This is a genomic window from Geodermatophilus obscurus, from assembly GCF_900115395.1.
Classification (GTDB): domain Bacteria; phylum Actinomycetota; class Actinomycetes; order Mycobacteriales; family Geodermatophilaceae; genus Geodermatophilus; species Geodermatophilus obscurus_B.
Genome location: NZ_FOWE01000008.1, coordinates 230286 through 255516 on the forward strand (window position 1 = coordinate 230286; position 25231 = coordinate 255516).

A 25231-nucleotide genomic window follows, 5' to 3' on the forward strand; every position below is an offset into this window, starting at 1 on the left:
CATCCCCTGTCCGGGGACGGCGGCCGGTGCGGGCTCAGGCGGTGCGGGCCTCCTGCCACAGGTCGATGCCGGCATCGACGGCGTGCTGGTCGATGCGGGTGAGCTCGTCGTCGGAGAACTCCAGCCGGTCGAGCGCGGCGACGTTCTGCTCCAGCTGCGCGACGCTGCTGGCCCCGATGAGCACGCTGGTCACCCGGGGGTCGCGCAGCCCCCACGCCAGCGCCATCTGCGCCAGCGACTGCCCCCGCTCCTGCGCCATCCCGTTCAGCGCCCGCACGTGGGCGAGCGTGGCGTCGTCGAGCAGGTCGGTCGACAGCGACTTGCCCTGGCTGGCCCGCGAGCCCTCGGGGATCCCGTCGAGGTAGCGGTCGGTGAGCATGCCCTGGGCCAGCGGGGAGAACGCGATGCAGCCGGCGCCCACCTCCTCCAGGGTGTCGAGCAGGCCCTCGGTCTCGATCCAGCGGTTGAGCATCGAGTAGCTGGGCTGGTGGATGAACAGCGGCGTGCCCAGGTCGGCGAGGATCGCCGCGGCGCGCGCGGTGTCCTGCGGCGAGTAGCTGGAGATGCCGGCGTAGAGGGCCCGCCCCGACCGGACGGCGGTGTCCAGCGCGCCCATCGTCTCCTCCAGCGGCGTCGTCGGGTCGGGACGGTGGGAGTAGAAGACGTCGACGTACTCCAGCCCCATCCGGCGCAGCGACTGGTCGAGGCTGGCCAGGACGTACTTGCGCCCGCCGCCGCCCTGGCCGTACGGGCCGGGCCACATGTCGTAGCCGGCCTTGGTCGAGAGCACGAGCTCGTCGCGGTAGGGGCGGAGGTCGTCGCGCAGGTGCCGGCCGAAGTTGGTCTCGGCGCTGCCGTAGGGCGGGCCGTAGTTGTTGGCCAGGTCGAAGTGCGTGATGCCCAGGTCGAACGCCCGCCGCAGGATCGCCCGCTGCCGCTCGAACGGGACGTCGTCACCGAAGTTGTGCCACAGCCCGAGGCTGATCGCCGGCAGGTCCGTGCCGCTGCGGCCGGTGCGGCGGTAGGTCATCGAGTCGTAGCGGTCCTCGGCTGCGGCGTAGGTCATGCGCCGATCCTGCCCCCGGCCCGGTCGACGCGAGGCGGGTGGTCATGCTGGCCTCCGGTACGGAACGGCACCGGTCGGGACAGGGGTGGGCATGGGAGTCGTCAGCGGGGTTCAGGTGGCGGGGCCGTCGGCCGGGCGGTGGGCGTCGTGACCGACGTGCGCCCGGTCCGCGCCGAGGACGCCCTCGACCTCGCCGCCGTCGCCGCGTGGCTGGCCGGGCACGCCGACCCCGGGCGGGCCGGCGTCGACCTCTCCGCCGTCCCGGAGGTGCGCCAGTTCTCCGGCGGCGTCTCCAACCTCACCTACCTGCTGCGCTACCCCGACGGCGACCTCGTGCTGCGCCGGCCGCCGCGCGGGCAGCACACCGGCACCGCGCACGACGTCGCCCGCGAGTACCGCATCCAGGAGGCGCTGGGTCGGGTGCTGCCCGCGGTGCCGCGGACGGTCGCGCTGTGCGAGGACACCGCCGTCACCGGCACGCCGTTCTCCGTCGTGCGGCGGATCGAGGGGCCGATCCCCCGCCGTCGGATGCCACCGGGCGTCGACCTCTCCCGCGAGCAGGTGGCGCGGCTGTGCACGAACGTCGTCGACCTGCTGGTCGAGCTGCACCGGGTCGACGTCGACGCCACCGGGCTGGCCGGGCTCGACCGCGGGCCGGGCTACGTGCGCCGCCAGGTCGACAACTGGACCGGGCGCTACGCGCGGGCACGCACCCGCGACGTGCCGTCGTTCGCGCGGGTCACGGCGTGGCTGGCCGCACACCAGCCCGCCGACCGGCCGCACACGCTGGTGCACAACGACTTCCGCCTCGACAACGTCGTCCTCGACCCCGCCGACCCCACCCGCCCGGTCGGGCTGCTCGACTGGGAGCTGGCCACCGTCGGCGACCCGCTCATGGACCTCGCCAGTGCGCTGGGCTACTGGATCCAGGCCGACGACGGCCCGCTGGTGCGCCGCCTCAGCCGCCAGCCGACGACGCTGCCCGGGATGATGACCCGCGAGCAGGTCGTGGCGCACTACTGCGCGCGCACCGGGCATCGGGTCACGAACGGCGAGTGGGCCTGGTACGAGGTGTTCGGCCTGTTCCGCGTCGCGGTGATCGCCCAGCAGGTCTGGGCGCGCTACCGGTCGGGGCAGACCACCGACCCGGCGTTCCGCTCCTTCGGCGTCGCCGTCCGGCTGCTCGAGCGGCGCTGCCTCTCGGTGATCCGGCGCGCCGGCCGGCTCACCCCCGACCGCGCCGCCGCCCAGGTGGGCAGCCCGCTGCTGACCCGCCGGCGGATCCGGCCGCGCCGGTGGACCCCGCCGGCGTTCCACGATCCCGGCCCCACGGCGCCGCTGCGGATCGCCCGCCGGCTCGACCCCGGTGACCACGGACCCGAGGACGTCGTGTTCGACGCGGCCGGGCTCGCGGTGACCGGGCTGCGCGACGGCAGCGTGGTGCGGATCGACGTCGCCACCGGCGCACGCACGCCGGTCGGGCGGACCGGCGGGCGGCCGCTCGGTGTGGAGCCGTGCGCCGACGGCAGCGTGCTGGTGTGCGACCACGACCGCGGGCTGCTGCGCGTCGGGCCCGACGGCGCGGTCGAGGTGCTGGTGTCCTCGCTCGACGGCGAGCCGCTGACCTTCGCCAGCAACGTCGCGGCCGCACCCGACGGCACGGTGTGGTTCACGACGTCGACCGACCGCTGGGACGTCGAGCACCACCTCGGCGACTTCTTCGAGCACTCCGCGACCGGCCGGCTGGTGCGGCGGGACCCCGACGGCACGGTGACGACGGTGCTGGCGGGGCTGGGCTTCGCCAACGGCCTGGTGCTGGCGCCCGACGGCTCGCACCTGCTGCTGGCCGAGACCGCCCGGTACCGGGTGCTGCGGCACTGGCTGACCGGGCCGCGGGCGGGCACCACCGAGCCGCTGGTCGAGCTGCCGGGGTTCCCGGACAACCTCAGCCTGGGCAGCGACGGCCTGCTGTGGGTGGCGATCGCCGCGCCGCGCAACGCGCTGCTCGACCGGCTGCTGCCGCTGCCGGGCGTGCTGCGGCTGGCGCTGTGGAACGTGCCCGCCCGGGTGCGGCCCGCGGCGACGCCGATCGCGTGGGTGGTGGCGTTCGACCCGGCCGACGGCCGGCGCGTGCACGACCTGCGCTCGGCCGACGCCGGGTACGGGTTCGTCACCGCGGTGGCCGAGCGCGACGGCACCGTGGTGGTCGCGGGCCTGCACGAGGACGAGCTCGCGGTGCTGGATCCGCTGGTCCCGTGACCGGGCCGGCCGGCCGGCGGGTGCTGCCCGACGGTCGGCTCACCGTGCGACCGCCGACGGCCGCGGACCTCGACGCGGTGTCCGCCGTGCACGGCGACCCACGCACCCACGTGCACGACCCGGCCGGACCCGATCCCGACCCGGAGGCCAGACGGGCGCGCCTGGTCGGCCGGCTCGCGCACCGGGAGCGGCACGGCTTCGGCTACGGACGGTCAGGCGGTCGGCCGCCACAGGTCGGCGTCCACCGAGCCGTCCTGGGGTCCTCCGGCGATCGCGGCCACAACCTCCCGGATGCCGGCACGGCCCTCCGGCGTCGGGGTCAGCGGGTAGACGTGCACGGCACCCTCGCAGACGGTGACCTCGACGTCCGCACCCTCGGCGGCGGCCCGGTCCCGCAGCCGCAGCGCGTCGGGCAGCAGCAGGTCCCGGGTGCCCACCCAGATCCGCACCGGGGCGAGGCCGGCCAGCGGGCCGTGCACCGGGCTCAGCCGCGGGTCACGGGGGTCGTCCCCGCCGGCCCAGGCACGACCGACCTCGACCAGTCCCGCGCTCGACAGCCACGGGTCGCGGGCCTCGGCGGCCGCGACGGCGGGGTCGGCCAGCGTGAGGTCCAGCCACGGCGCCAGCAGCACCAGGGACCGGGGCCGTGGCAGGTCGGTCCCCAGCAGCGCCTGCGCGAAGCCGAGGGCCAGCCCGCCGCCGGCGGAGTCCCCGGCGAGCACAACCTGCCCGCCCTCGCCGGCCAGCTCCCGGTACAGGGCGGTGAGCAGGCGGGCGGCGTCGCGGTGGGTGTGCTGCGGCGCCAGGCCGTACTGGGGCAGCACCACCCGGACGCCGGCGTCGGCCAGCCGACCGGCCAGCGTCCAGTGCTGCGGCGCCACCGGGGAGACGTAGGCGCCGCCGTGCAGGTAGAGCGCCGTGCGCGCGGCCGGGCGGCCGCGCGGGGCCACGGTGGTCACCTCGAACCCCTCGACGGCGCGGCGGGAGACCGCGTGCCGCCGCCGCACCGCGGCCGGCACCGGCGCCGGGCGCTCGGGCTCGGCCAGCCGCTCCCGGGCGCGCTCGGCGGAGGCCATGCGGGGCTTGCGGGTCAGCCGCAGCACGACCGCGACCGCACGCATCCGCAGGCTCATGTCCGGTTCCGGGGTGTGCTCACGTCGTCCTCCCGCTCCCTGCCGGCCGGCCCGGTCAGTCCCTCCGCCGCGACCGGCCCCACCAGGCCAGCAGGACGCCGGCCAGGGTGGCCACGCAGTACACGGCCATGCTCACCGCGTAGCCGCCGGGCAGCCACTCCAGCAGCCACCGGCGGTCCGGGTGGACCAGCTGGCGGACGACGCCTTGCGCGCCCACGAGGAGCAGCACCGCCCCGAGGACCTGCGCGGCGTCCGCTCCGCCGTCCCGGTCCCCGGGGCGGTGCTCGTTCACGGGACGTCCCGGCGCAGGACCCGCACCCAGCCGACCGCCATCGGGAGCAGCAGCCAGAGGGCCAGCGACGTCGCCAGCCGCAGCCAGCCCCGCCCCTCCAGCAGGCCCTCGTACATGGGGGCGGAGGTCGAGGTGAGGTCCAGCCAGTCCCGCACCCAGTGCAGCGCGGCGACGGCGTTCACCAGCACGGTGAACGCCGTGGGCAGCACGAAGTACAGGACGATGGCCAGCGGGGAGCTGAGCAGCAGCATGCCGAAGGCCACGCCGACCAGGACCGTCGCGACCTGCACCGCCAGCACCTGCCCGACCTGCCCGGCGGTCAGGGTCCAGTCGGCGGGGTCGTCGGTGACCAGCGGCGTCAGCAGGGTGCCCGCCACCGCCACCAGCGCGCTGGCGGCCACGGCCAGCACCGCCAGCACGCCCGCGGCGGCGACCTTGGCGGCCAGCACGCGCGAGCGCCGGGGCACCAGGCCGAAGGTGGTCCCGGCCGTGCGGGCGGACCACTCGCTGGTCACCAGCAGGATGCCCAGCACCGGCAGCAGTACCCCGACCGGCAGTTGGGCGCCGGTCAGGTGGCCGGCGAGGCTGCGGGCCGGCGGGTCGAAGAACACCTGCAGGACGACGACGGCGACCGCCGCCACCGCGACGGCCACGAGCAGCCAGGCGCCCGCGCGGGTGTCGTACGCCTTGCGCAGCTCCACCCGGACGAGCCGCGCGGGGCCCGGGGGCGCCGGCTCGGCACCCGCCGCCGGTCCGCGGCTCCGGAGCGGCGTCGTCGTGCCGCTCACGCCCGCACCTCCCCGACCGTCCCGCCGGCCGGGCCGTGCGGCCCGGCCGAGGTGAGCGACCGGAACAGGTCCTCGAGCCCGGCGCCCCCTGCGGGCTGCAGCTCGAGCAGCGGGACACCGGCGCGCGAGGTCGCCTCGCCGACGGCGCCCGCGTCGGCGGCCGCGATGACGGCGTCCCCGTCGGCCGGCCCGAACCCGATCCCCGCCGCGGTCAGAGCCCGCTCCAGCGCCGCCCGGTCGCGGGCGCGGACCCGCACGCCGGTGTCGGCCAGCAGCTCGTCCATGGCCCCCTGGGCGACCACCCGGCCGCCGGCGATGACGACCAGCCGGTCGGCCACCGCCTCGACCTCGCGGAGGAGGTGGGAGGAGAGCAGCACCGTGCCGCCCCGGTCGGCGAAGCCGCGCAGCAGGCCGCGCATCCAGAAGATCCCCTCGGGGTCGAGACCGTTGGCCGGCTCGTCGAGGACCAGCACCCGCGGGTCCCCGAGGAGGGCACCGGCCAGACCGAGGCGCTGCCGCATGCCGAGGGAGTACGCGCCGACCCGCTTGCGTGCGGCGGTGCCGTCGAGCCCGACGTGGTCGAGCAGCTCGGCCACCCGCCCGCGGTCCACCCCGAGCACCGTCGCCGCGAGGGTCAGCGCCTCCCGGCCGGTGCGGCCCGGGTGCTGGGCCGCCGCGTCGAGGAGGACACCGACCTCGCGGCCGGGGTTCGGCAGGTCGCGGTAGCGGCGGCCGCCGACCGTCGCCGTCCCGCGGGTCGGCGCCGCGAGCCCGCACAGCACCCGCAGTGTCGTGGACTTGCCGGCCCCGTTGGGCCCGAGGAAGCCGGTGACCGTCCCGGGTGCGCAGGTGAAGGACACGTCGTCGACGGCGGGGTGCCCGCCGTAGCGCTTGCTGAGGTGCTCGATGGCGATCATGCCGACGACCGTGGCCGTCCGCGGCCCTCCCCGGCATCGGCCACCCGGTCCGACCCGGCCGACGTCGGTCGGTCCCCGCGGCGGACGACGTAGACCTTGGTCGGTACCGGGAGTCGGGTCCCCTCCGTAGCGTCGACGGGGTGAGCACGGTCACCCGCGCCCCGTCCGGCGGCCTCGAGGACCCCGCGGTCGACCCGGCGCTGCTGCTGGCCGACCCGGCCGGGGCGCCCGACGACGTCCCGCGGGCACGCCGGTCGCCGCGGGACTGGATCGTCGACGTGGTCTCCTTCGTCGCGACCGTGGCGTTCGCGGTCGGCACGCTCGGCGAGATGACGAGCCGGCCGGTGCCTCCCCCGGACCCGCTTCTCTTGGCCGAGCTCGTCGTCGGCCTCGGCTCGTGCGTGGCCCTGTGGTGGCGGCGCCGGTGGCCGGTGGCCGTCGCCGTGGGGGTCACCACCGTCGGCGCGCTGCTCGACGCCGGCGGCGCCGCGATCCTGGTCGCGCTGTTCACGGTGGCGGTCCACCGGAGGTGGCCGACCGTGGTGGCCGTGACCGCGGTCAACGCGGCCGCCTTCGCCGCGTACGTCGCCGTGCGCACGGTCGACGGGATGCCGGAGCCGGTGTTCGTGTCCCTCGGCCTGGCGCTGCTGGCCGCGGTGGTGTCGTGGGGGATGTTCGTCCGTGCCCGCCGGCAGCTGCTCGCGTCCCTGCGGGAGCGGGCCGTCCGGGCCGAGGCCGAGCAGCGGCTGCGCGTGGAGCAGGCCCGCCACCTCGAGCGCAGCCGCATCGCCCGCGAGATGCACGACGTCCTGGCCCACCGGCTGTCCCTGCTGAGCATGCACGCCGGCGCCCTGGAGTTCCGGCCCGACGCCCCGGCCGCGGAGGTGGCCCGGGCGGCCGGCGTCGTCCGGGCCAGCGCCCGGCAGGCCCTCGTCGACCTGCGCGGGGTGATCGGGGTGCTGCGCGACGGCGCGGACGGCGAGGCCCCCGAGCGCCCGCAGCCGACCCTGGGCGACCTCCCCGCGCTGGTCGAGGAGTTGCGGCAGGCGGGCCTGCGGGTGCAGGCGGAGTACCGCGTCGCCGACCTGGGCTCGGTGCCGGCGGGGACCGGGCGGACGGCCTACCGGGTGGTGCAGGAGGCGCTGACCAACGTGCGCCGGCACGCCCCGGGCACCGTCGCCACCGTGGCGGTGACCGGCGGGCCGGCACAGGGCCTGACCGTCGAGGTGCGCAACCCCGCGCCCGCGGGCGGGACCCCGCCGGCGCTCCCCAGCGGGGGGACCGGTCTGATCGGTGTCCTGGAGCGGGTCAGCCTGGCCGGTGGCCGGCTGGAGCACGGCTGGACACCGACCGGCGACTTCCGCGTCCGGGTGGAGCTGCCGTGGTCGCCGGCGACCGCGTGAGCGGCCCGGCCGGCACCCCGGCGACGTCGGCCGGCCCGGTGCGGGTCCTCGTGGTCGACGACGACCCGCTGGTACGGGCGGCCCTCGCCATGGTCCTCGGCGGCGCCGCCGACGTGCTGCTCGTGGGAGAGGCCGCCGACGGCGACGAGGTGCCGGCCGCCGTCGGGCGGACCACCCCGGACGTCGTCCTCATGGACATCCGGATGCCCCGCACCGACGGGCTGGCCGCCACCGAGCGGCTGCTCTGCCGCCCCGGCGGTCCGGCGGTGGTGGTCCTGACCACCTTCGACGCCGACGCCGAGGTGCTGCGGGCGATGCGCGCCGGGGCGAGCGGCTTCCTGCTCAAGGACACCCCGCCGGCGGTGATCGTCGACGCCGTCCGCCGGGTGGCCGCGGGCGAGCCGATGCTCTCCCCCTCGGTCACCCGCCAGTTGATGGCCCACGCCGCCGGGACCGCCCGGGACGGTGGGGGCGGGGACACCCGCACCCCGGCGCGGGCGCTGCTGGACCGCCTCAGCGACCGGGAGCGCGACGTCGCGCTGGCGGTGGGGCGGGGACTGCCCAACGCGCAGATCGGGGCGGAGCTGTACATGAGCGTCGCGACGGTGAAGGCGCACGTGTCGCGCCTGCTCACCAAGCTGGAGGTGGCCAACCGCGTGCAGGTCGCGCTGGTCGTGCACGACGCCGGGCTGCTCTGAGACCGGCGCCCGGCGGCATCCGCGGGCGGCTCGGGCGGGCGGCTCAGGCGTCCGCGGCGGTGCCCGCCAGGTCGACGTCGGCGGCGGCGACCGTGCCCGCCGTGCGCCCGGGCGCGGCCGCGAAGCCCCAGTAGAGGTTGGTGTGCGCGATGACCTGCGCCACCGGCGGGGCGCCCCACTGCGACTTGTCGCCCGCGGTGTGCGCGTCACCGACCAGGACGGTGTCGTAGCCGCGGACCAGCGCCCCGTGCAGCGTGGCGCGGACGCAGGCGTCGGTCTCCGCGCCGGTGACCACCACCCGCCCGACACCCAGCCCGGCCAGCACCTGCTCCAGGTCGGTGTCCTCGAACGAGTCGCCGTAGTGCTTCTGCACCCGCGGCTCGCCGTCGGCCGGCGCGAGCTCCGGGACGACCTGCCAGTCCTCGCTGCCGCGCACCAGCTCCTCGTCGTCGTGCTGCACCCAGACGACGGGGACCTGCTCGGCGCGGGCCCGCTCCACCAGGCCGGCGATGGTGGTGACGACCTCGTCGCGGGCGTGCGCCCCGCCGACGACACCGTTCTGCACGTCGACGACGAGCAGTGCGCTGTGCGGCCTGTCCGGCAGCGTGGTCATGCGTCCCCTCCCGGGCGTGGACGTGTGCTCGGGGTCACCCTCGCACGCACCACCGACGGACTCAGCGCACGGTGTACGGGCCGGTCGGGACGGCGTGGTAGCCCTTCGCCCCCACGGTGCGCGCCAGCTCGCTGCGCGGCGGCCGGCCGGCGGCGAGCAGGTCGAGGGCACGGCGGAAGTCGTACTCCGGCGTCCAGCCGAGGTCGGCGCGGGCGGCGGCGTTGACGTAGACGCGGTCGAGGGACGGGAACAGCCGCCAGCCGAGCCGCTGGTACAGGGCCGGCGCGTCCGGGAACAGCCGGGCGACGACGGCCGGGGCGTCGGTGCGCAGCCGCGCGAGGTCGTCCCGGCCGAACGGCGTGGTGGCGCTGACGACGTAGCGGCCGAAGCCGAGCGCCGGTGCCCGGTCGAGCGCGGCGCGGTGGGCGGAGACGACGTCGGCGAGGTCGACGCGCCGGTGGAGCAGCTCGTTGACCTTGACGTTGTCGTCGTCGTAGGCGGCGCGGACGTCGTCGCTGTCGTCGCCCTCCGGGAAGAACCGGGAGGTGCGCAGCACGACCACGGGCAGTCCGCTGTCGCGGGCGACGAGCTCGCAGAGGTCCTCGGCGGCGACCTTGGTGGCGCCGTAGACGTTGCGGACCCGCGGCGGCACCTCCTCGGTGACCCACGCGGCCGGCTCCCCCGGCGCCGGCGTCAGCGCGCGGCCGAAGGCACTGGTGGTGCTGGTCACCACCACCCGCCCGACGCCGGCGGCCACGGCCTCCTCGAGCACGGTCAGCGTGCCGGTGACGTTGGTGTCGACGAACGCCTGCCGGTCGTGCGTGCCCACGTGCGGCTTGTGCAGCGTGGCGGTGTGCAGCACGGCCTCGGCGCCGGCGAGCGCGGCCCGGACGGCGGCGCGGTCCCCGACCGACGCCACGACGTCGGTCCACGGCGAGGGCAGCAGGTCCAGGCCGACGACCTCGTCGCCGGCGCCGCGCAGCACGCGGACCAGCGCCTCGCCGAGGTGTCCCGAGCTGCCGGTGACGAGGACGCGCACGGGCTCCACCCTGGCAGGGCGGCTCAGGCGGCCGCGAGCACCCTCCGCCGCGCGACGACGACGGCCGGCCGGCGGGTCTGCAGCAGCGCGCACACGGCGAGCGCGCAGACGGCGTCCAGCCCGGCGGACAGCCAGATCACCGTCTCGCCGGTGCCCGCGCCGTAGGCGGTCCAGGCCAGCGACGACGCGGCCAGCCCCCACCGCGCCGGCGAGATGCCCGACGTGTCCTGGGCGCGGTCGCGCAGCAGCCGCAGCGGCGGCAGGACGGCGGCGGCGACGCCGGCCACCCCGGCGACCGCGCCGAGGACGGCGGCGACCGCGGCGTCGGACGCGTTCGCGCGCAGCGCGCGGGCGGTGCGCAGCTCCGGCCGGGTGAGCAGCAGGGCACCCAGGACGGCGGTGTTGCCCGCGCCGACGACGACGTGGGTGAGCGCCTGGACCGGGTTGCCGGCCAGCAGGGCGAAGACGAGCCAGTGGACGTTCAGGGCGACGGTGAGCCAGGCCGCCGCCGGGGGCAGGCCCCGCGTGCGGCGCTGCAGGCAGGAGAGGCGGACCTGGGGCCAGAGGACGGTGGTGCTGAGGATGGCCGCGGCGAGGCCGAGGACGGTGAGCACGGGAGAGCGACGGTTCCGTTCGGGGGGATCTGCGAGGGGCACGGCCACCGGCGGGCCGCAGCCGCACACCGGTCCCCGGGCGCTCGTCGCCGTCGACGGCGCCGTGGGTCGGCCGGGGAGGTCATCGGCGGACCGCACCCCGAACGGAACCCGATCGACCGCTGTCGTCCTGTGACCTCCCGCACGGCGGGCCGCCGAGCACCGTCGCGGTGGACCAGCGCCGGGCGAGCCGTCCGGTGGACGAGCGCCGGCGCCGCGGCCGGCCGGACCCGGCCCGAGCCGGTCGGGGACGCCGCAGACGGCAGCGGCCGCCCGGTCGGGGGACCGGGCGGCCGCTGGACCGCGTGTGCCGGCCCGACAGCCGCCTCTCGGCGAGTGGCCGCTCGCAGCGGCAGGAGGTGAGGCCCGGGGGCATGGACCGGACCGGCACCTGCTGCAACGCCTCGGCGCGGCGGGCATTCCCGGGGGCGCCGGGAGAACGGCGGACCGCCGGCGCGGGTAGCCCGCCGGTCAGGGCAGGCCGGCCCCGCCGGGGACGAGGCCCGGGCCGGGCAGCGCGGCGACGGAGGTGACGACGTGGTCGACGAGCCCGTACGCGCGGGCCTGCTCCGGGGTGAACCACCGGTCGCGGTCGGAGTCGCGTTCGATCTGCTCGACGCTCTGCCCGGTGTGCCGGGCCTGCAGCTCGTTCACGTCGCGCTTGAGGCGGCGCAGCATGTCGGCCTGCACGGCGATGTCGGACTGCGTCCCGCCGACCCCGGCCGAGGGCTGGTGCACCAGGATCCGGGTGTGCGGCAGCGTGTACCGCTTGCCGGGCGCGCCGGCGGTGAGCAGGAACTGCCCCATCGAGGCCGCCATCCCGAACGCGTAGGTGGCGACGTCGCAGTCGATGAACTGCATGGTGTCGTAGACGGCCATCCCCGCGGTGACCGAGCCACCGGGCGAGTTGACGTAGAGGTGCACGTCGCGGGAGGGGTCGTCGGCGGCCAGCAGCAGCATCCGCGCGCACAGCTGGTTGGCGACGACGTCGTCGACCTCGCTGCCCAGGACGACGATCCGCTCGCGCAGCAGCCGGTCGCCGACGGCGTCCTGCAGCGAGTGGTGGGCGGTGGACTCTCGCATGGTCGGGGTGCGCACGGGGACCTCCAGGACGGCCGGGGACCGGACGTCCGGAGTCAATCGGGAAAGCGACGGGAATGCGCTCCTGAATGGCGCGGTTCCGCCATTCGCGCAATTCTTGTGCTCCTGGCGGAATGGTCTTGACAGCGCGGGCGAAGGGCTGTCGGTCCGATGCACCGCGTGATAACACTCGCGCATGGACGTGCACCTGCGGGACCTCCGGTACTTCCTCGCGGTCGCCGACGAGCTGCACTTCACCCGCGCCGCCCAGCGGCTGTTCGTCTCGCAGCCGGCCCTGAGCCGCCAGATCCAGGTGCTCGAGCAGCACGTCCGCGCGCCGCTGTTCGTCCGCTCGCCCCGCGGCGTGAGCCTGACCAGCGCCGGCCGGGCCCTGGTGCCCTACGCCCGGCGGACCGTCGACACCTGGGACGCGGCCCAGCAGGCCGTCGCCGAGGCGGTCGCCGCCGACAGCCGGACCCTCACGGTCGGGATGTCGATCGGCGTCGGCCGCGGCCTGGTGCCGGTGGCCGTCGAGGCCTTCCTCCGGCGCCACCCGGGCTTCCGGGTCGACTTCCAGCAGCTCCCCTTCGACGACCGGAGCCTCGGGCTCGACTCCGGCGTCAGCGACCTCGCGTTCTGCTGGCTGCCCCTGCCCGCCGACGGCGGGCTGGCCCACCGCGTGCTCGTGCGCGAGGAGCGGCACCTGGCCCTTCCCCGGGACCACCCGCTGACCGGGCGCGACGAGCTCACGATGGCCGACCTCTACGACGAGCCGTTCATCGCCCTCCCGGAGTCGACGGGCAGCCTGCGCGACTACTGGCTGGCCGTCGACGCGCGCGACGGCCACCCCGTCCGCATCGGGGCCGTGGTGCACGGTCCCGAGGAGGCGGTGACCGCGCTCGGCCGGGGGCTGGGCGTCGCCCTCATCAGCGCGGGCAACGCGGAGATCTACCGGCGTCCGGAGTACGTGGTCCGTCCCGTCCGCGGGCTGCCGCCGGGCGAGCTGGCCATCGCGTGGCGGGCCGACGACACCCGCCCGGTCGTGCACGACTTCGTCCGGTGCTGCGTGGCCGCTCTCGAGGACCCGGCTCCCCGGCCGGAGGCCGGCACGGTTCCCTAGGCCGGTGCGCGCACGGCCCCCGGCGGCGCCGGGACGGCGGGGCCCCGGGCGACGGCCTCGCGCCAGGCGACCAGCAGCAGACCGGACCAGGCGGTGCCGATCAGCAGCGAGGTGAGCGCCGTCGTCGGGGTGTCCCAGCCGAGGTGGACGCGGGACGCCACGAGCAGGAGGGCCAGCAGTTCCGCGCCGGTGACCGCGGCGGCGCGCGCTCCCCAGGGACGCCCGGCCGTGAGGAGCCCGGCGAGCGTGACCGCCGCGGCCGTCACCACCGGGACCTGCGCACCCAGCACCCAGTCGCGCACCGCGGGGTCGCTCGGCTCGGGGGACACGAGGCCGGTGAGGACCCCGGCGAGGGCCAGTGCGAGCAGCGGCACCAGCGCCGCCGCGAGGGCCGACGTCCGGTCGGACAGGTCCATCGCCCGGCCCTGTCCGCGGCGCCGCCGGCAGGTGAGGACCGCGACCAGGCCGAGGGCGAGCAGGACCCACGTGCTGCGCAGCGTCCCCACCACCAGCCACGCGACCGCGGTGAGGCGGTCGCCCCGCAGGCCCGCCAGCTGGTCGACCAGCCAGCCGTCCCCGCCGCGCAGCCCGCTCCAGGCGAACGCCACCACCAGCAGCCCGTACAGGGCCAGGGCGAGCACCACCAGCACCCCGGCCAGCAGACCCGCGGCCGCTCCCCGGACCGCGAGGCGCTGCGCCGGGGCACCGGGGTGGCGACGGCCGAGCGCCCGCACCGTGCGGGTCCCGCCGAGCCAGCCGGCGGTGGCGCGGACGACGTCGGGGTGCCGGCCGATCCAGTGGCCGGCCACGACCACCGCGGCACCGGCCAGCGCGACGACGACGAGGGCGCCCCCGCCGCGTCCGACGTACCGGCTCACCTCCGCGTAGGACGCCCCGACGGCGTACCCGGCGCCGGTCAGGGTGGCGCTCCAGACGACGGCCGACGGCACCGCGAGCACCAGGTAGCGCGACCAGGACAGCCCGGACCCGCCGGCCAGCCGCGGCACCACGGTGCGGGCGACGGTCACCCACCGCGCCAGCGCCACCACCGGCCGGCCGACGCGGCGGTAGAGGTCGGCCGCCCGGTCCCACCCGCGCTGCAGACCCGGACGCCGCGCGGGCGCGCCCCCGGCCGCCGTCCCCGCGCGCCGCCGGCCGGCGGCGAAGGCCAGGGCGTCGCCGCCGGACGCGGCCCCGGCGACGAGGACCGCCGCGACCCAGAGCGGGACGACGCCGAGCCCGGCGACGAAGCCGGTGAGGACGACCGAGGCGACGCTGGGCAGCACGACACCGGCGAGCACCGCGGGCTCGGTCGCGACGACCGCGCAGGTGACCAGCAGCACGAGCCAGGGCGGCAGACCGGCGAGGACCTCGATCACCGGCCGGGCCGGGGGCTCACCAGGGGACCGGCCGCCCGTCGCGGGTGAAGGTGCCGCTGGGCCCGTCGTCGGGCAGGTCGACGGCGTACAGGACGCTCGCGGCGCCGTCGGCGACCGGGCGCCCGCCGGCGCCGCCCATGTCGGTGGCCACCCACCCCGGGCAGACCGCGTTGACCAGCACGCGGCGGCGACGCAGGTCCGCGGCGAGCTTCACCGTCAGCATGTCCAGCGCGGCCTTGGACACCGAGTAGGCGGGCGCTCCCCCGGCGCCGGCGGTCTCGCCGAAGGAGCCGGCGCCGCTGGACACGTTGACCAGGCGGCCGCCGGGCCGAAGCAGCGGTGCCAGCGCCACGGCCGTCCGCCAGGCGCCGACCACGTTGACGGCGAAGGCCTCCTCGACCACGCCGAGGTCTGCCTCCGCCGCGCTCTGCCAGGTGTCGTAGTGGACGCCGGCGTTGTTGACCAGCACGTCCAAGCCTCCGTGCCCGGCCCGCAGCCAGGCCGCCAGCGCATCGACGCTGCCCTGGTCGGTGACGTCGAGCCCGCGGACGACGACGGGGCCGGTCATGCCCCGGGCCGCCTCCTGCCCGCGGGCCTCGTCGCGCGACCCGAGGACCGTGGTCACCCCGCGGGCGGCGAGCAGGCGCGCCACCTCGCGCCCGATGCCGCGGTTGGCGCCGGTCACGACGGCGACGCCGGTGGTCCTCACCGCCGCTCCGGGTCGGCGCCCGGGGCCCGCTCGGACCGGGCCGGGCACGCACCCACCGGGTCGTCGACGAGGACGGCCGGGACGAGCGCACCGGTGGGGGCCAGCAGCAGGACCCGCACCACCACGGCGGCGTCGCGGCCGGCCGCACCGTCCGGCCGGGGACGGCGGCTCATGACCACCGTCCGGCCCGGACCCGGCACGCGCGCCACGGCCCACCGCCGGGCACGGCGCGGCCGGCGGCCGGCGAGGCAGGTCACGACCGGGCGCCCGGTGCCGGCCGGCGAGCTCACCGCAGCGCGTCCGCGAAGTGCGCGCCGGCGAGCGACACCGCGTCGTCGACGTGGACGTCGCCGTCGTAGAAGTCGAACTGGGTGCCGTCCAGCCAGTGCTGGTCGACGTCGCCGGGCACCGCCGCCGCGAGCCGGTGGGCACCGAGCGGGACGGCGGCGTCCTCGCTGTGCACGAGGAGGACCGGCTGGCGCACCCGCCGCGCCGCCGCGATCGGGTCGTAGGTGAGCCACCCGGGCCAGGCCATGACGGCGAACCGGTTGCCCCACGCGGGCACCGCGCCGCGCAGCGGGTCGAGGTAGAAGTCGACGTCGAACGGCATGGCGGCCAGGGGGTCGCCGGACCCCACCGCCGGGACGTAGGTGACCTCCCCCGTCCCCTCGTGGTGGCTGCGCGCGCGGGCTCCGGCGGTCATGCGCAGCGCCACCTCGTCGGCCCCGCCGTAGGTGTCGGCCACGATCTGCGCGTCGTGCAGCCACGGCGCGACCAGCGCCAGGGCGCGCACCCTCCGGTCGGTGACGGCGTTGCTGACCGTGTAGCCGGCCGAGGCGCACACGCCGAGCGCGCCGACCCGCCGCGGGTCGACGACGTCCGCCGGCCGGCCAGGTAGCCGACGGCGGCCCCGATGTCGCGGGCCTTGAGGGCCGGCGACTCGTAGTCGCGCAGGGCTCCCCCCGCTGGCGCCGTAGCCGGTGTGGTCGAAGGCCAGGGTGGCGAAGCCCCGGGCAGCCAGGCGCGCGGCGTACCGGTCGGCCATCTGCTCGCGGACGCTGGTCCAGCTGCCGGTGACGACCACACCCGGCAGGGGTCCGCGGGCGTTGCCCGGCCGGTACAGCACTCCGGCCAGCGGGGTGCCGTGCGCGGGGAAGACGACGGCCTCGGCCGTCACGCCGTCGGTCCGGCGGCGCACCTCGTCACGGATCCGGGCCGGCGCGAGGCCCGTGCGGACGGGCATCGGCGGTGCGCTGGTCATGTGCCACCTCCACGGTCGGGGCGGACGGCGGTGCGAGGAGGGCGGAGGGCCCGGTCGAGTCCGTCCACGGTGGCGCGGGCCCGGCCCGGAGGCCAATACCGATGGCGATCGGCTCCGGCTATCGACCGTGCCGCCGTCCCCCCGAGGGGTGACGCCGCCGGGACGGGCGGTCGACCGGGGACGGGGAGCGGTCGATGACGTCCGGGCGACCACCCGCCGACCCGAGGACCGTGACATGAGCTCCCGTCCCGCGCTGCTGTGGCGAGGTGTGCACCGGCACCTGCGCCGCCCGGCCGACCTGGTGGAGCAGACCCGTCAGCTCTTCTACGTCCTGGCCCTCGTCCCGCTCGTGGTGGTCACGCCCGGGGCCGCGGTGCAGGCCGGTGGCGGCTGGTCGCGGGCGGCGGTGCTGACGGCCGGGGCCACCCTGGCCGGCTCGTGGACGCACCGCTACGTCACCGGGGTCCCGCGGTCGGCCCTCGACCTCGCCGACGTCGTGGCGATCACGGTCTTCGCGCTCGCCGCCCCCGGGCCGGAGTGGGTCTTCGGCGTGCTTCCCGGGCATGTACCTGCGCGCCGTGTACGGCCGGACGGCGCACGTCGCCGCCTACGCCGTGGCCATGTGCGCGGGGATGACGCTCGCGGCCCTCGCCTGGCCCGGCCTGCCCGGGCGCATGGAGGTCAACGACCCGGCGATCGTCTTCATGACCCTGCCGATCGTGGGGCTGACCGTCATCGGGGCGCGCCACCTGGCGGTGGCCCTGCTGGCGCGGGAGGCGACGCGGGAGCGCGACGCCGTCCTGGTGGCGCTGGGCGGGGAGCTGCTGGGCGTGACCGACCCGGTGGAGATCCGGCAGCGGGTGTGGGCTGCGGTCGAGGCCGTCTGCGCGAGCACGCCGGGCCTGCGGGCGCTGCTGGTGGGCGATGGCGACGCGGCCGGCCGGCCGGTGGTCGCCCGCAGCGGCGGCTTCGTGCACGACGTCGCGGTCCTCCCGCCCGCCGCGCTGGCGCCGGTGGCCGGCGGTGACGGCCTCGAGGTGGCCGACACCGCCCCGCTGACCGCGGCGACCGGGAGCGAGGCCGACTGGGTGGTGCTGCCGGCGCTCTCCGCCCACCGGCACGTGCTCCTGGCCGGGGCGCCGGGCGGGGTGCCGACTGAGGTCCTGACCGCCTTGCGGTCGCTCGGCACCCTGGCCGCGCTGGCGCTGCGGGCCGGTGACGAGCGCCGCGACCTGGAGGTGCGGGCCCGCACCGACGCGCTCACCGGGCTGGCCAACCGCGGCGCCTTCGCCGCGGCCCTCGACGACGCCGCCGCGTCCGGCACCACGGACGTGTGGGTGCTCTTCGCCGACCTCGACGACTTCAAGACGGTCAACGACGCCCTCGGCCATGCCGTCGGTGACCTGCTGCTGCAGCACGTCGCGGCCCGGGTCGCCGGGACGATGCGGGAGCAGGACGTCTGTGCCCGGCTGGGCGGTGACGAGTTCGCCGCGCTCGTCCGTGGCGCGACCGAGGCCGAGGCCCGGGCGATCGCCGAGCGGCTGGTCGAGCGGCTGTCGGCGCCGGTGCGGCTGGACGGCCGGCTGGTCCAGGTCGGTGCCAGCGTCGGTCTCGCGCCGCTGGTGCCCGGCGTCTCCGGTGACGAGGCGGTGCAGCGGGCCGACCTGGCGATGTACGCGGCAAAGTCCTCGGGCAAGAACCGGGTGCGCACCTTCTCCCCGGCCCTGCGGGACGCCGTGGGAGGTCGGACGCTCGTCGGTGAGCTGCGCCGGGCGGTCGACGAGGAGCAGTTCGTCGTCCACTACCAGCCGATCGTGGCGGTCGCCGACGGCCGGTGCGCCGCCGTCGGGGCGCTGGTGCGCTGGGCGCACCCGACGCGCGGCCTGCTCTCCCCCGCCGCCTTCCTCGAGGCCGCGGAGGACAGCGGCCTGATCGTGGCGATCGGTGAGTCGGTGCTCCGGCGGGCCTGCGCCGACGCGGCCGGCTGGTCCGACGACCGGCCCGTGGCACTGCACGTCAACGTCGCCCCCGCCCAGCTGGCCGACCCCCGCTTCCCCGCCGTCGTCCGGGCGTGCCTGCGCGAGAGCGGGCTGGCGCCGGCACGGCTCGTCGTCGAGATCACCGAGTCGACGGCGCTGGACCTCGGCGCGGTGCAGCCCGCGCTGGACGCGCTGACCGGGCTCGGCGTCCGGCTGGCCGTCGACGACTTCGGCACCGGTTACTCCGCGCTGACCACGCTTCGGACGCTGCCGGTGGACGTGGTGAAGATCGACCGGTCGTTCGTGGCCGGGGCCGGTACCGAGGTGGTCGACCGGGCGGTGCTCGAGGCGGTCGTGCAGATGGCCGGCCGGCTCGGGCTCGAGACCGTCGCCGAGGGCGTGGAGGACCCCGCGCAACAGGAGTTCGTGGCCCGCGCCGGCGTCACCACCGTGCAGGGGTACCTGCACTCGCGCCCGGTGCCCTGCACCGAGCTCGCCGCCTGGCTGGCCGATCCGGCCCGCCGGCCGGCCGGCGCGGACCTGACCGCCGGTCCCCCCGTCAGTCTCACCCCCGCCTGACCGCCCGCCCCGGGCGCAGTGCCGGCCCGGGTGCGGCGCCGGCGCGGCTCGGCGGTCCGCCCGGCCGCCCTGTCCCCGGGCCCTGTGCCCGGCCCTCGGGCGGGCCGGTGGACGACGGCCGCCCCGACCCTCCGAAGAGGGCCGGGGCGGGCCGGTGTCTCTGCCGGGCCCAGCAGTGCTGCCGGGCTCGGCAGGGGATGTCACCACGAGCGACGGGGACATCCCGAGCGGACCCGCCGGGACGCCGTGGGGCGTCCCGGCGAGCCGTGCCGTCAGCTGCAGCCGCTGGTGGAGCCGCAGCCCTCGCAGACGTAGCAGCTGCCGGCGGGGCGCATCTTCGTGCCGCAGGTCATGCACAGCGGCGCGTCGGTGGCGGTGCCGGTGACCAGCTCGAGGAGCTCGGCCGAGGAGTGGGCCTCCTTGACCGGCTTGTCCGCGATCTCGGGCTTGGCCGGCTGCTCGGTCGGCACCGAGCCGCGCAGCGCCTCGACGTCGACCTCCTCGGCCTCGACGACCTCGGCGGTCGAGGCGGAGCTGCCGTAGGTGCCCGCGACCTGCGCCGCGCGCTCCTCGGCGGTGAAGATGCCGAGGGTGGCGCGTGCCTCGACCGGCAGGTGGTCGAGGGCCAGGCGCCGGAAGATGTAGTCCATCACCGACTGGGCGATCCGGATGTCCGGGTCGTCGGTCATGCCGGCCGGCTCGAAGCGCATGTTGGTGAACTTCTGGATGTAGGTCTCCAGCGGCACACCGTGCTGCAGCGCGATCGAGATGCCGATCGAGAAGGCGTCCATGACACCGGCCAGGGTCGAGCCCTGCTTGCCCAGCTTGAGGAACACCTCGCCGAGGCTGCCGTCCTCGTACATCCCGGCGGTCATGTAGCCCTCGGCACCGGCGACGCTGAACGACGTCGTCATGCTCTGGCGCTTCTTCGGCAGCCGGCGGCGCACCGGGTGCGACGTCGTGGTGACCGGGGCGGCCTCCACCTCGACCGTCGCGTCCGCCTTCTTGGCCCCGTTCTTGGCGGAGTGCGCGTCGGACAGCGGCTGACCGACCTTGCAGTTGTCGCGGTAGATCGCCAGCGCCTTGAGGCCGTACTTCCAGCCCTGGAAGTAGATGTTCTCGACGTCCTCGACGGTCGCCGTCTCCGGCATGTTGACCGTCTTGCTGATGGCGCCGGAGATGAACGGCTGCACCGCGGCCATCATCCGGACGTGCCCCATCGGGGAGATGGCCCGCTCGCCCATCGCGCAGTCGAACACCTCGTAGTGCTCGGGGCGCAGGCTCGGGGCGTCGACGACGTGGCCGTGCTCGGCGATGTACTCGACGATCGCCTCGACCTGCTCGTCCTGGTAGCCGAGGCTCTTCAGCGCCCGCGGGACCGTCTGGTTGACGATCTGCATGGACCCGCCGCCGACCAGCTTCTTGTACTTGACCAGCGAGAAGTCCGGCTCGATGCCGGTCGTGTCGCAGTCCATCATGAAGCCGATGGTCCCGGTGGGGGCGAGCACCGAGGCCTGGGCGTTGCGCCAGCCGTTCTCGGCGCCGATCTCCAGGCACTCCTGCCACTGGGCGGTGGCGGCCTTGAGCACGTCGGCGTCGTCGGCGCCGACCGGGCGGATGGCGTCGTTGGCCGCGGCGTGCTTGCGCATGACCCGGGCGTGGGCGTCGGCGTTGCGGGCGAAGCCCTCGTAGGCCCCGACGATGCCGGCGAGCTCGGCGGAGCGCCGGTAGGCGGTGCCGGTCATCAGCGAGGTGATCGCCGCCGCGAGGGTCTGCCCGCCACGCGAGTCGTACGCGTGACCGGTGGCCATCAGCAGCGCGCCGAGGTTGGCGTAGCCGATGCCCAGCTGGCGGTAGGCGCGGGTGGTCTCACCGATCGGCTCGGTCGGGAAGTCGGCGAAGCAGATGGAGATGTCCATCGCCGTGATGACCAGCTCGACGGCCTTGACGAACGTGCGCGCGTCGAAGGTGCCGTCGTCCTTGAGGAACTTCATGAGGTTCAGCGACGCGAGGTTGCACGAGCTGTTGTCCAGGCTCATGTACTCCGAGCAGGGGTTGGACGCGTTGATCCGGCCCGTCTCGGGGTTGGTGTGCCAGTCGTTGATCGTGTCGTCGTACTGGATGCCCGGGTCGGCGCACTCCCAGGCGGCCTTCGTGACCTTGCGGAACAGCGCCTTGGCGTCGACGGTCTCGATGACCGAGCCGTCGAGGCGGGAGCGCAGACCGAAGTCGCCGCCCTCCTCGACCGCGCGCATGAACTCGTCGGAGACGCGGACGCTGTTGTTCGCGTTCTGGTACTGGACGCTGGTGATGTCCTTGCCGCCGAGGTCCATGTCGTACCCGGCGTCGCGCAGCGCGCGGATCTTGTCCTCCTCGCGCGCCTTGGTCTCGATGAACTCCTCGACGTCGGGGTGGTCGATGTCGAGGACGACCATCTTGGCCGCGCGGCGGGTGGCGCCACCGGACTTGATCGTCCCGGCGGAGGCGTCGGCGCCGCGCATGAAGCTGACCGGGCCGGAGGCGGTGCCGCCGGAGGACAGCAGCTCCTTGGACGAGCGGATGCGGGAGAGGTTCAGGCCGGCGCCGGAGCCGCCCTTGAAGATCAGCCCCTCCTCCCGGTACCAGTTGAGGATCGAGTCCATCGTGTCGTCGACGGCGAGGATGAAGCACGCGCTGACCTGCTGCGGCGCGCTCGTGCCGACGTTGAACCACACGGGGCTGTTGAAGCTGAACACCTGGTGCAGCAGCATCCAGGTCAGCTCGTGCTCGAAGACCTCGGCGTCGCCCTCGGTGGCGAAGTAGCCGTGCTCGCGGCCGGCGGCGGCGTAGGTGAGCACCACCCGGTCGATGAGCTGACGCAGGCTGGTCTCCCGCTGCGGGGTGCCGACGGCGCCACGGAAGTACTTCGTGGTGACGATGTTGGTGGCGTTGATGCTCCACTCGGCGGGGAACTCGACACCGCGCTGCTCGAAGTTCACCGAGCCGTCGCGCCAGTTGGTCATGACGACGTCGCGGCGCTCCCACGTCGCCTCGTCGTACGGGTGCACCCCGGCGGTCGTGTAGACCCGCTTGACCTTCAGGCCCTTCCCCCTGGTCGGCGCCTTGACGGCCCGACGCGTACGGCCTGCCGGGCGGTCCTCGATCTCGGTCACGAGCTCTCCCTCGGTGAGTGGTCCGGGCGGCTGGGGAAGAGAGCCACCCTGTTCCTATCTGGCGGTGCTGACGGTTTCTGGTCGTGCTGCGCGGCCGGCGGCGCTGCCGGCCGGTGGTCAGGTGCCGGGTGGCGCCGGCTGGGTACGCCCGCCACGACGGCGCGGCGCGGGCGGGTCGAGCTGCATGCCCGGCAGCGGAGGGGTGCCCCCGGTGTGGTGGCGTGCCCGCAGCTCGGTGATCTCCTTCTCGAAGTCCTCGACCGAGGTGAAGGCGCGGTAGACGCTGGCGAAGCGCAGATAGGCCACCTCGTCGAGCTCGCGCAGCGGCCGCAGGATCGCCAGGCCCACCTCGTGGCTGGGCACCTCGGCCACCCCGCTCGCCCGGATCGCGTCCTCCACCTGCTGGGCCAGCTGCTGGAGCTGGTCCTCGTCGACCGGCCGCCCCTGGCAGGCCCGGCGCACGCCGGCGACGACCTTGGAGCGGTTGAACGGCTCGCTGACGCCGCTGCGCTTGACGACGGCGAGGACGGCCTCCTCCACGGTGGTGAAGCGGCGACCGCAGGCCGGGCACGAGCGACGGCGGCGGGTGGTGGCCCCCTCGTCGGCCTCGCGCGAGTCGATCACGCGGCTGTCGGGGTTGTGGCAGAACGGGCAACGCACTGCGGTTCACCTCCTCCGGGAACGGGCTCGGCACCGGGACCCCGGTGGCGGACGGGACGTGCCGGCGGACTCCCCGGGTGCTGTGCGCACCCCGCCCGCCGGCCTCTGCTGCCGGCCTCTGCTGTGGACCTCCCTGGGGACATCCGGTGGACGTCCGGGGGAGGAGCTGAGGACGACCTGTGGAGGACTTCCTTCAGTGCAACTACTAGATGTGGGGGGACAGTAGGCCGCCCTCCACTACATCTGCAAGGCGAGGGCAGGCGTGTCTCTTCCGCCGAGACCCGGTCGTGACCCCTCCGTGACCACGGGCGAGCACCTCCCCCACCCGTCACACGACACGCCGCGACGAGCGGTGTGTCGGCGCGCAGGAGGCCGGTCGCGGGTGTAGACGCACCCCTCCCCGACCGTGGTGGGGACACGCGCCGTCCACCCACCGGCCACCACCCGGCGACGGACCGCGACCCCGTCGGGCACCCGTCACGGGACGACCGGGGGGCGACGCCCCCGGTCCGGCGGACCGCTCAGGCCGACGGCCGCACCGGCGGTCGCCCGCCGCGCGCACCGGGCACCAGGTCACCGACGCGGATCGGCCGGGTCAGCATGTCGTGGTCGCCGGCGGCGGGAGCCGCCATCGCGGGTGCGGCACCGGCAGGACCACCGACGGCGGGCGCGGCAACGGTGGGCGCGGCGACGGCGGGCGAGGCGACGGTGGGCGTGGCGACGGTGGGCGCGGCGACGGTGACGTCCGGCTGCCCGGCTCCGCGCTCGACGGGAGCGGCGTCGACCGCGGGGCCTCCCGCGACGGCGGGCATCTCCGTCGTGACGGCGCGGTGCCGTCCGGCGGCGGACCCGGCAACGGATCCCGCAGGGGCGCGGTGGCGGCCCGCGATGCCGGCACCGACGGCGGGCTGCTCCGCGGTGACGTCGGCACCGTGCCGGCGGGAGCGGCGGGGCCGGACGGCGGCAGGCGCCCCGGCCGCGGCCGGCATCGCAGCAGTGGCCGGCATCGCAGCAGTGGCCGGCATCGCAGCAGTGGCCGGCATCGCAGCAGTGGCCGGCATCGCACCGGTGGCCGGCGCCGGCGCGAGCGACAGGTGGCGCTCCGGCAGCCGCACGTCGGCCAGGCCGACCCACGTGCCGGCGCCCTCCACGACGCCGGGGACCTGGGCCCGCAGCTGGACCCAGGCCTCGCAGCCCCCGGTCTCGTCGTGCCGCCAGCCGAGCATCGCGCCCGGCACCCAGGCGCCGTCCACCAGCACCTCGACGTCCTGGGGCGATCCGAAGGCCACGGCTGACCTGCTGTTCACGGCTGCTGACACGCTCCTGACCGTAAGTGACCGTCCGCGGCCAGTTCGTGAGCGACCGGGCGTCGATGGTTGACGAACCGTGCCGGACGCTCTCGTCACTTCCCCGGAGCCCCTCCCGCCCCTCCGGCGCCACCGACGGAGGTCAGGGCACCTGCAGGACCTGGCCGGGGACGACCACGGAGCCCTCCAGGTCATTGAGGACCACGATCGCGTCGACGACGGCGCGCACGTCCTCGTCGGGCCCGGTGACGCGGTCGGCGATGGACCACACGGTGTCCCCCTGCTCGACGACGACGCTGCTCTCCCCCGCCAGGCGCAGACCGGGGTCCGGCGCCAGGACCTCCCGGCCCACGACGGCGCCCGCGAGGCCCGAGGCCAGGACGAGGACGGCGACCAGGCGGCGTCCGCGGCGGGTCAGCCGGACGGGCGGCGGGGTGCACCGGCCACGGACGAGGCCCCGCGCCGGCGCGGACTGCGGCGGGCGGCCGCCCGGCCGGACCGGGTCACGGCGGGTGCGAGGGGCCGCGGCGGCCGGGCCGGTGGTCCGCGGCGCCCGGTCGACCGGACGGTCGGGAACCGGCCGCAGGTGCCCGGTGACACGGGGGCCGGAGCCGGGCAGGCCGGCGGCGGGGACACGGGAGCGGGCTCCACCGGAGCCGTATCCACCGGAGACCGGCCCACCCGAGCCGGGCGTACCGGAGCGGGCCGCCACCGGGGACGGACCGACCGCAGCGGTGCGACGGGGTTGGCGACCACCCGCGCCCGCCGCTCCCTGCACCTCCTCGCGGAGCAACGGCCGCCACGGGACGCGGACCGCTGCGTCGAACTCCAGGACCGCCTGCCGCACGCTGCCCATGACCACTCCCTCGTCAGGCCCTCTCGAACACGCGTTCGACTCGAACGTGTGTGCGATGTCTACCGCATGGCAGTGACGGGGTCGACCCGACACGGACCCCGTTTCGAACACACGTTTGAAGTGCCGGCCCCGAGGCGCTACGGTCCGGTGAGCAGCCCTCCGCCCGCCGTCGGCGCCGACGCGGGCGGCGCCTGCCGGCTCGCGACCGGAGCCTCCGGTCGCGGGACGGACGGGCGCTCCGCCACGGGCGGTGGGCAGGACACGAGGGCCGCGGGGACGCGGCCGGCG

At 76.3% G+C, this 25231-nt stretch carries 22 protein-coding genes; 5 read left to right on the top strand and 17 right to left on the bottom strand.

The genetic code is table 11. The features are described from left to right. Positions 1 to 34: 34 nt before the first annotated feature. Positions 35 to 1066, bottom strand: a complete 1032-nt coding sequence (gene mgrA, locus BM165_RS17250; protein WP_075014763.1) for an L-glyceraldehyde 3-phosphate reductase — start codon at positions 1064 to 1066, stop codon at positions 35 to 37. Between the two features lie 147 nt (positions 1067 to 1213). Between mgrA and BM165_RS25210 the strand changes: the two genes are divergently transcribed. Beyond that, positions 1214 to 3325 carry a phosphotransferase gene (locus BM165_RS25210; RefSeq protein WP_244274297.1) on the top strand — a complete coding sequence of 704 codons (2112 nt, stop codon included), beginning with the start codon at positions 1214 to 1216 and terminating at the stop codon, positions 3323 to 3325. Between the two features lie 212 nt (positions 3326 to 3537). Here the strand turns inward: BM165_RS25210 and BM165_RS17265 are convergent, their stop codons facing one another. From BM165_RS17265 to BM165_RS17280, 4 genes are all read right to left on the bottom strand, one after another. After that, entirely contained in the window at positions 3538 to 4446 is a 909-nt protein-coding gene (locus tag BM165_RS17265) for an alpha/beta hydrolase fold domain-containing protein (RefSeq protein WP_083427468.1), read from the bottom strand. Between the two features lie 67 nt (positions 4447 to 4513). After that, positions 4514 to 4750 (bottom strand): hypothetical protein, encoded by a 237-nt coding sequence (locus tag BM165_RS17270; RefSeq protein ID WP_075014765.1) that lies wholly within the window; start codon positions 4748 to 4750, stop codon positions 4514 to 4516. Continuing rightward, complete coding sequence (locus tag BM165_RS17275) at positions 4747 to 5538, bottom strand: hypothetical protein (protein ID WP_075014766.1); 792 nt, start codon at positions 5536 to 5538, stop codon at positions 4747 to 4749. The genes BM165_RS17270 and BM165_RS17275 overlap by 4 nt, the downstream gene beginning before the upstream one ends. Next, positions 5535 to 6455 carry an ABC transporter ATP-binding protein gene (locus tag BM165_RS17280; RefSeq protein WP_075014767.1) on the bottom strand — a complete coding sequence of 307 codons (921 nt, stop codon included), beginning with the start codon at positions 6453 to 6455 and terminating at the stop codon, positions 5535 to 5537. Before BM165_RS17280 ends, BM165_RS17275 begins: the two co-directional genes overlap by 4 nt. Before the next feature lie 140 nt (positions 6456 to 6595). On the opposite strand from BM165_RS17280, the gene BM165_RS17285 reads away from it, so the two are divergent. Together BM165_RS17285 and BM165_RS17290 are read left to right on the top strand one after the other, a co-directional pair. Beyond that, positions 6596 to 7858: a sensor histidine kinase gene (locus BM165_RS17285; RefSeq protein WP_143108205.1), complete on the top strand. Its 1263-nt coding sequence runs from the start codon at positions 6596 to 6598 to the stop codon at positions 7856 to 7858. Continuing rightward, positions 7837 to 8556: a response regulator transcription factor gene (locus tag BM165_RS17290; RefSeq protein WP_075014768.1), complete on the top strand. Its 720-nt coding sequence runs from the start codon at positions 7837 to 7839 to the stop codon at positions 8554 to 8556. Before BM165_RS17285 ends, BM165_RS17290 begins: the two co-directional genes overlap by 22 nt. Positions 8557 to 8599: 43 nt before the next feature. Here the strand turns inward: BM165_RS17290 and BM165_RS17295 are convergent, their stop codons facing one another. The 4 genes from BM165_RS17295 to BM165_RS17310 form a co-directional block, all read right to left on the bottom strand. Further along, on the bottom strand, positions 8600 to 9169 hold the full coding sequence (locus BM165_RS17295; RefSeq protein ID WP_075014769.1) for an isochorismatase family protein: 570 nt from the start codon (positions 9167 to 9169) through the stop codon (positions 8600 to 8602). Positions 9170 to 9230: 61 nt separating this feature from the next. Continuing rightward, a complete protein-coding gene (locus BM165_RS17300) occupies positions 9231 to 10208 on the bottom strand; it encodes an NAD-dependent epimerase/dehydratase family protein (protein WP_075014856.1) in 978 nt (325 codons plus the stop codon). Between the two features lie 23 nt (positions 10209 to 10231). Then, positions 10232 to 10822, bottom strand: coding sequence for a hypothetical protein (locus BM165_RS17305; RefSeq protein WP_075014770.1), 591 nt, complete (start codon positions 10820 to 10822; stop codon positions 10232 to 10234). A 510-nt stretch (positions 10823 to 11332) separates the two neighbouring features. Beyond that, positions 11333 to 11959: a ClpP family protease gene (locus tag BM165_RS17310; protein ID WP_432276818.1), complete on the bottom strand. Its 627-nt coding sequence runs from the start codon at positions 11957 to 11959 to the stop codon at positions 11333 to 11335. 178 nt (positions 11960 to 12137) lie between these two features. On the opposite strand from BM165_RS17310, the gene BM165_RS17315 reads away from it, so the two are divergent. After that, on the top strand, positions 12138 to 13061 hold the full coding sequence (locus BM165_RS17315) for a LysR family transcriptional regulator (protein ID WP_075014771.1): 924 nt from the start codon (positions 12138 to 12140) through the stop codon (positions 13059 to 13061). On the opposite strand, the gene BM165_RS17320 is transcribed toward BM165_RS17315, so the two are convergent. The 4 genes from BM165_RS17320 to BM165_RS17335 form a co-directional block, all read right to left on the bottom strand. Further along, positions 13058 to 14440 (bottom strand): DedA family protein, encoded by a 1383-nt coding sequence (locus BM165_RS17320; protein WP_075014772.1) that lies wholly within the window; start codon positions 14438 to 14440, stop codon positions 13058 to 13060. The two genes, BM165_RS17315 and BM165_RS17320, sit on opposite strands and share 4 nt — an antisense overlap. 16 nt (positions 14441 to 14456) lie before the next feature. Next, on the bottom strand, positions 14457 to 15149 hold the full coding sequence (locus BM165_RS17325) for an SDR family NAD(P)-dependent oxidoreductase (RefSeq protein WP_075014773.1): 693 nt from the start codon (positions 15147 to 15149) through the stop codon (positions 14457 to 14459). Further along, positions 15146 to 15322 (bottom strand): hypothetical protein, encoded by a 177-nt coding sequence (locus BM165_RS24890; RefSeq protein WP_177225236.1) that lies wholly within the window; start codon positions 15320 to 15322, stop codon positions 15146 to 15148. Before BM165_RS24890 ends, BM165_RS17325 begins: the two co-directional genes overlap by 4 nt. A gap of 113 nt (positions 15323 to 15435) precedes the next feature. Next, a complete protein-coding gene (locus BM165_RS17335; protein ID WP_208976787.1) occupies positions 15436 to 16410 on the bottom strand; it encodes an alpha/beta hydrolase in 975 nt (324 codons plus the stop codon). A gap of 563 nt (positions 16411 to 16973) precedes the next feature. On the opposite strand from BM165_RS17335, the gene BM165_RS17340 reads away from it, so the two are divergent. Continuing rightward, the gene (locus BM165_RS17340; protein ID WP_075014775.1) at positions 16974 to 18968 is read left to right on the top strand and encodes a putative bifunctional diguanylate cyclase/phosphodiesterase; all 1995 of its coding nucleotides are present in this window, start codon (positions 16974 to 16976) and stop codon (positions 18966 to 18968) included. 272 nt (positions 18969 to 19240) lie between these two features. Here the strand turns inward: BM165_RS17340 and BM165_RS17345 are convergent, their stop codons facing one another. The 4 genes from BM165_RS17345 to BM165_RS23910 form a co-directional block, all read right to left on the bottom strand. Continuing rightward, positions 19241 to 22120: a vitamin B12-dependent ribonucleotide reductase gene (locus BM165_RS17345; protein ID WP_075014776.1), complete on the bottom strand. Its 2880-nt coding sequence runs from the start codon at positions 22118 to 22120 to the stop codon at positions 19241 to 19243. A 117-nt stretch (positions 22121 to 22237) separates the two neighbouring features. Beyond that, on the bottom strand, positions 22238 to 22780 hold the full coding sequence (gene nrdR, locus BM165_RS17350) for a transcriptional regulator NrdR (protein WP_075014777.1): 543 nt from the start codon (positions 22778 to 22780) through the stop codon (positions 22238 to 22240). Positions 22781 to 23301: 521 nt separating this feature from the next. After that, positions 23302 to 24099 carry a hypothetical protein gene (locus tag BM165_RS24385; RefSeq protein WP_177225237.1) on the bottom strand — a complete coding sequence of 266 codons (798 nt, stop codon included), beginning with the start codon at positions 24097 to 24099 and terminating at the stop codon, positions 23302 to 23304. 130 nt (positions 24100 to 24229) lie between these two features. Then, positions 24230 to 24943 carry a LysM peptidoglycan-binding domain-containing protein gene (locus BM165_RS23910; RefSeq protein WP_143108206.1) on the bottom strand — a complete coding sequence of 238 codons (714 nt, stop codon included), beginning with the start codon at positions 24941 to 24943 and terminating at the stop codon, positions 24230 to 24232. Between the last annotated feature and the right edge of the window lie 288 nt (positions 24944 to 25231).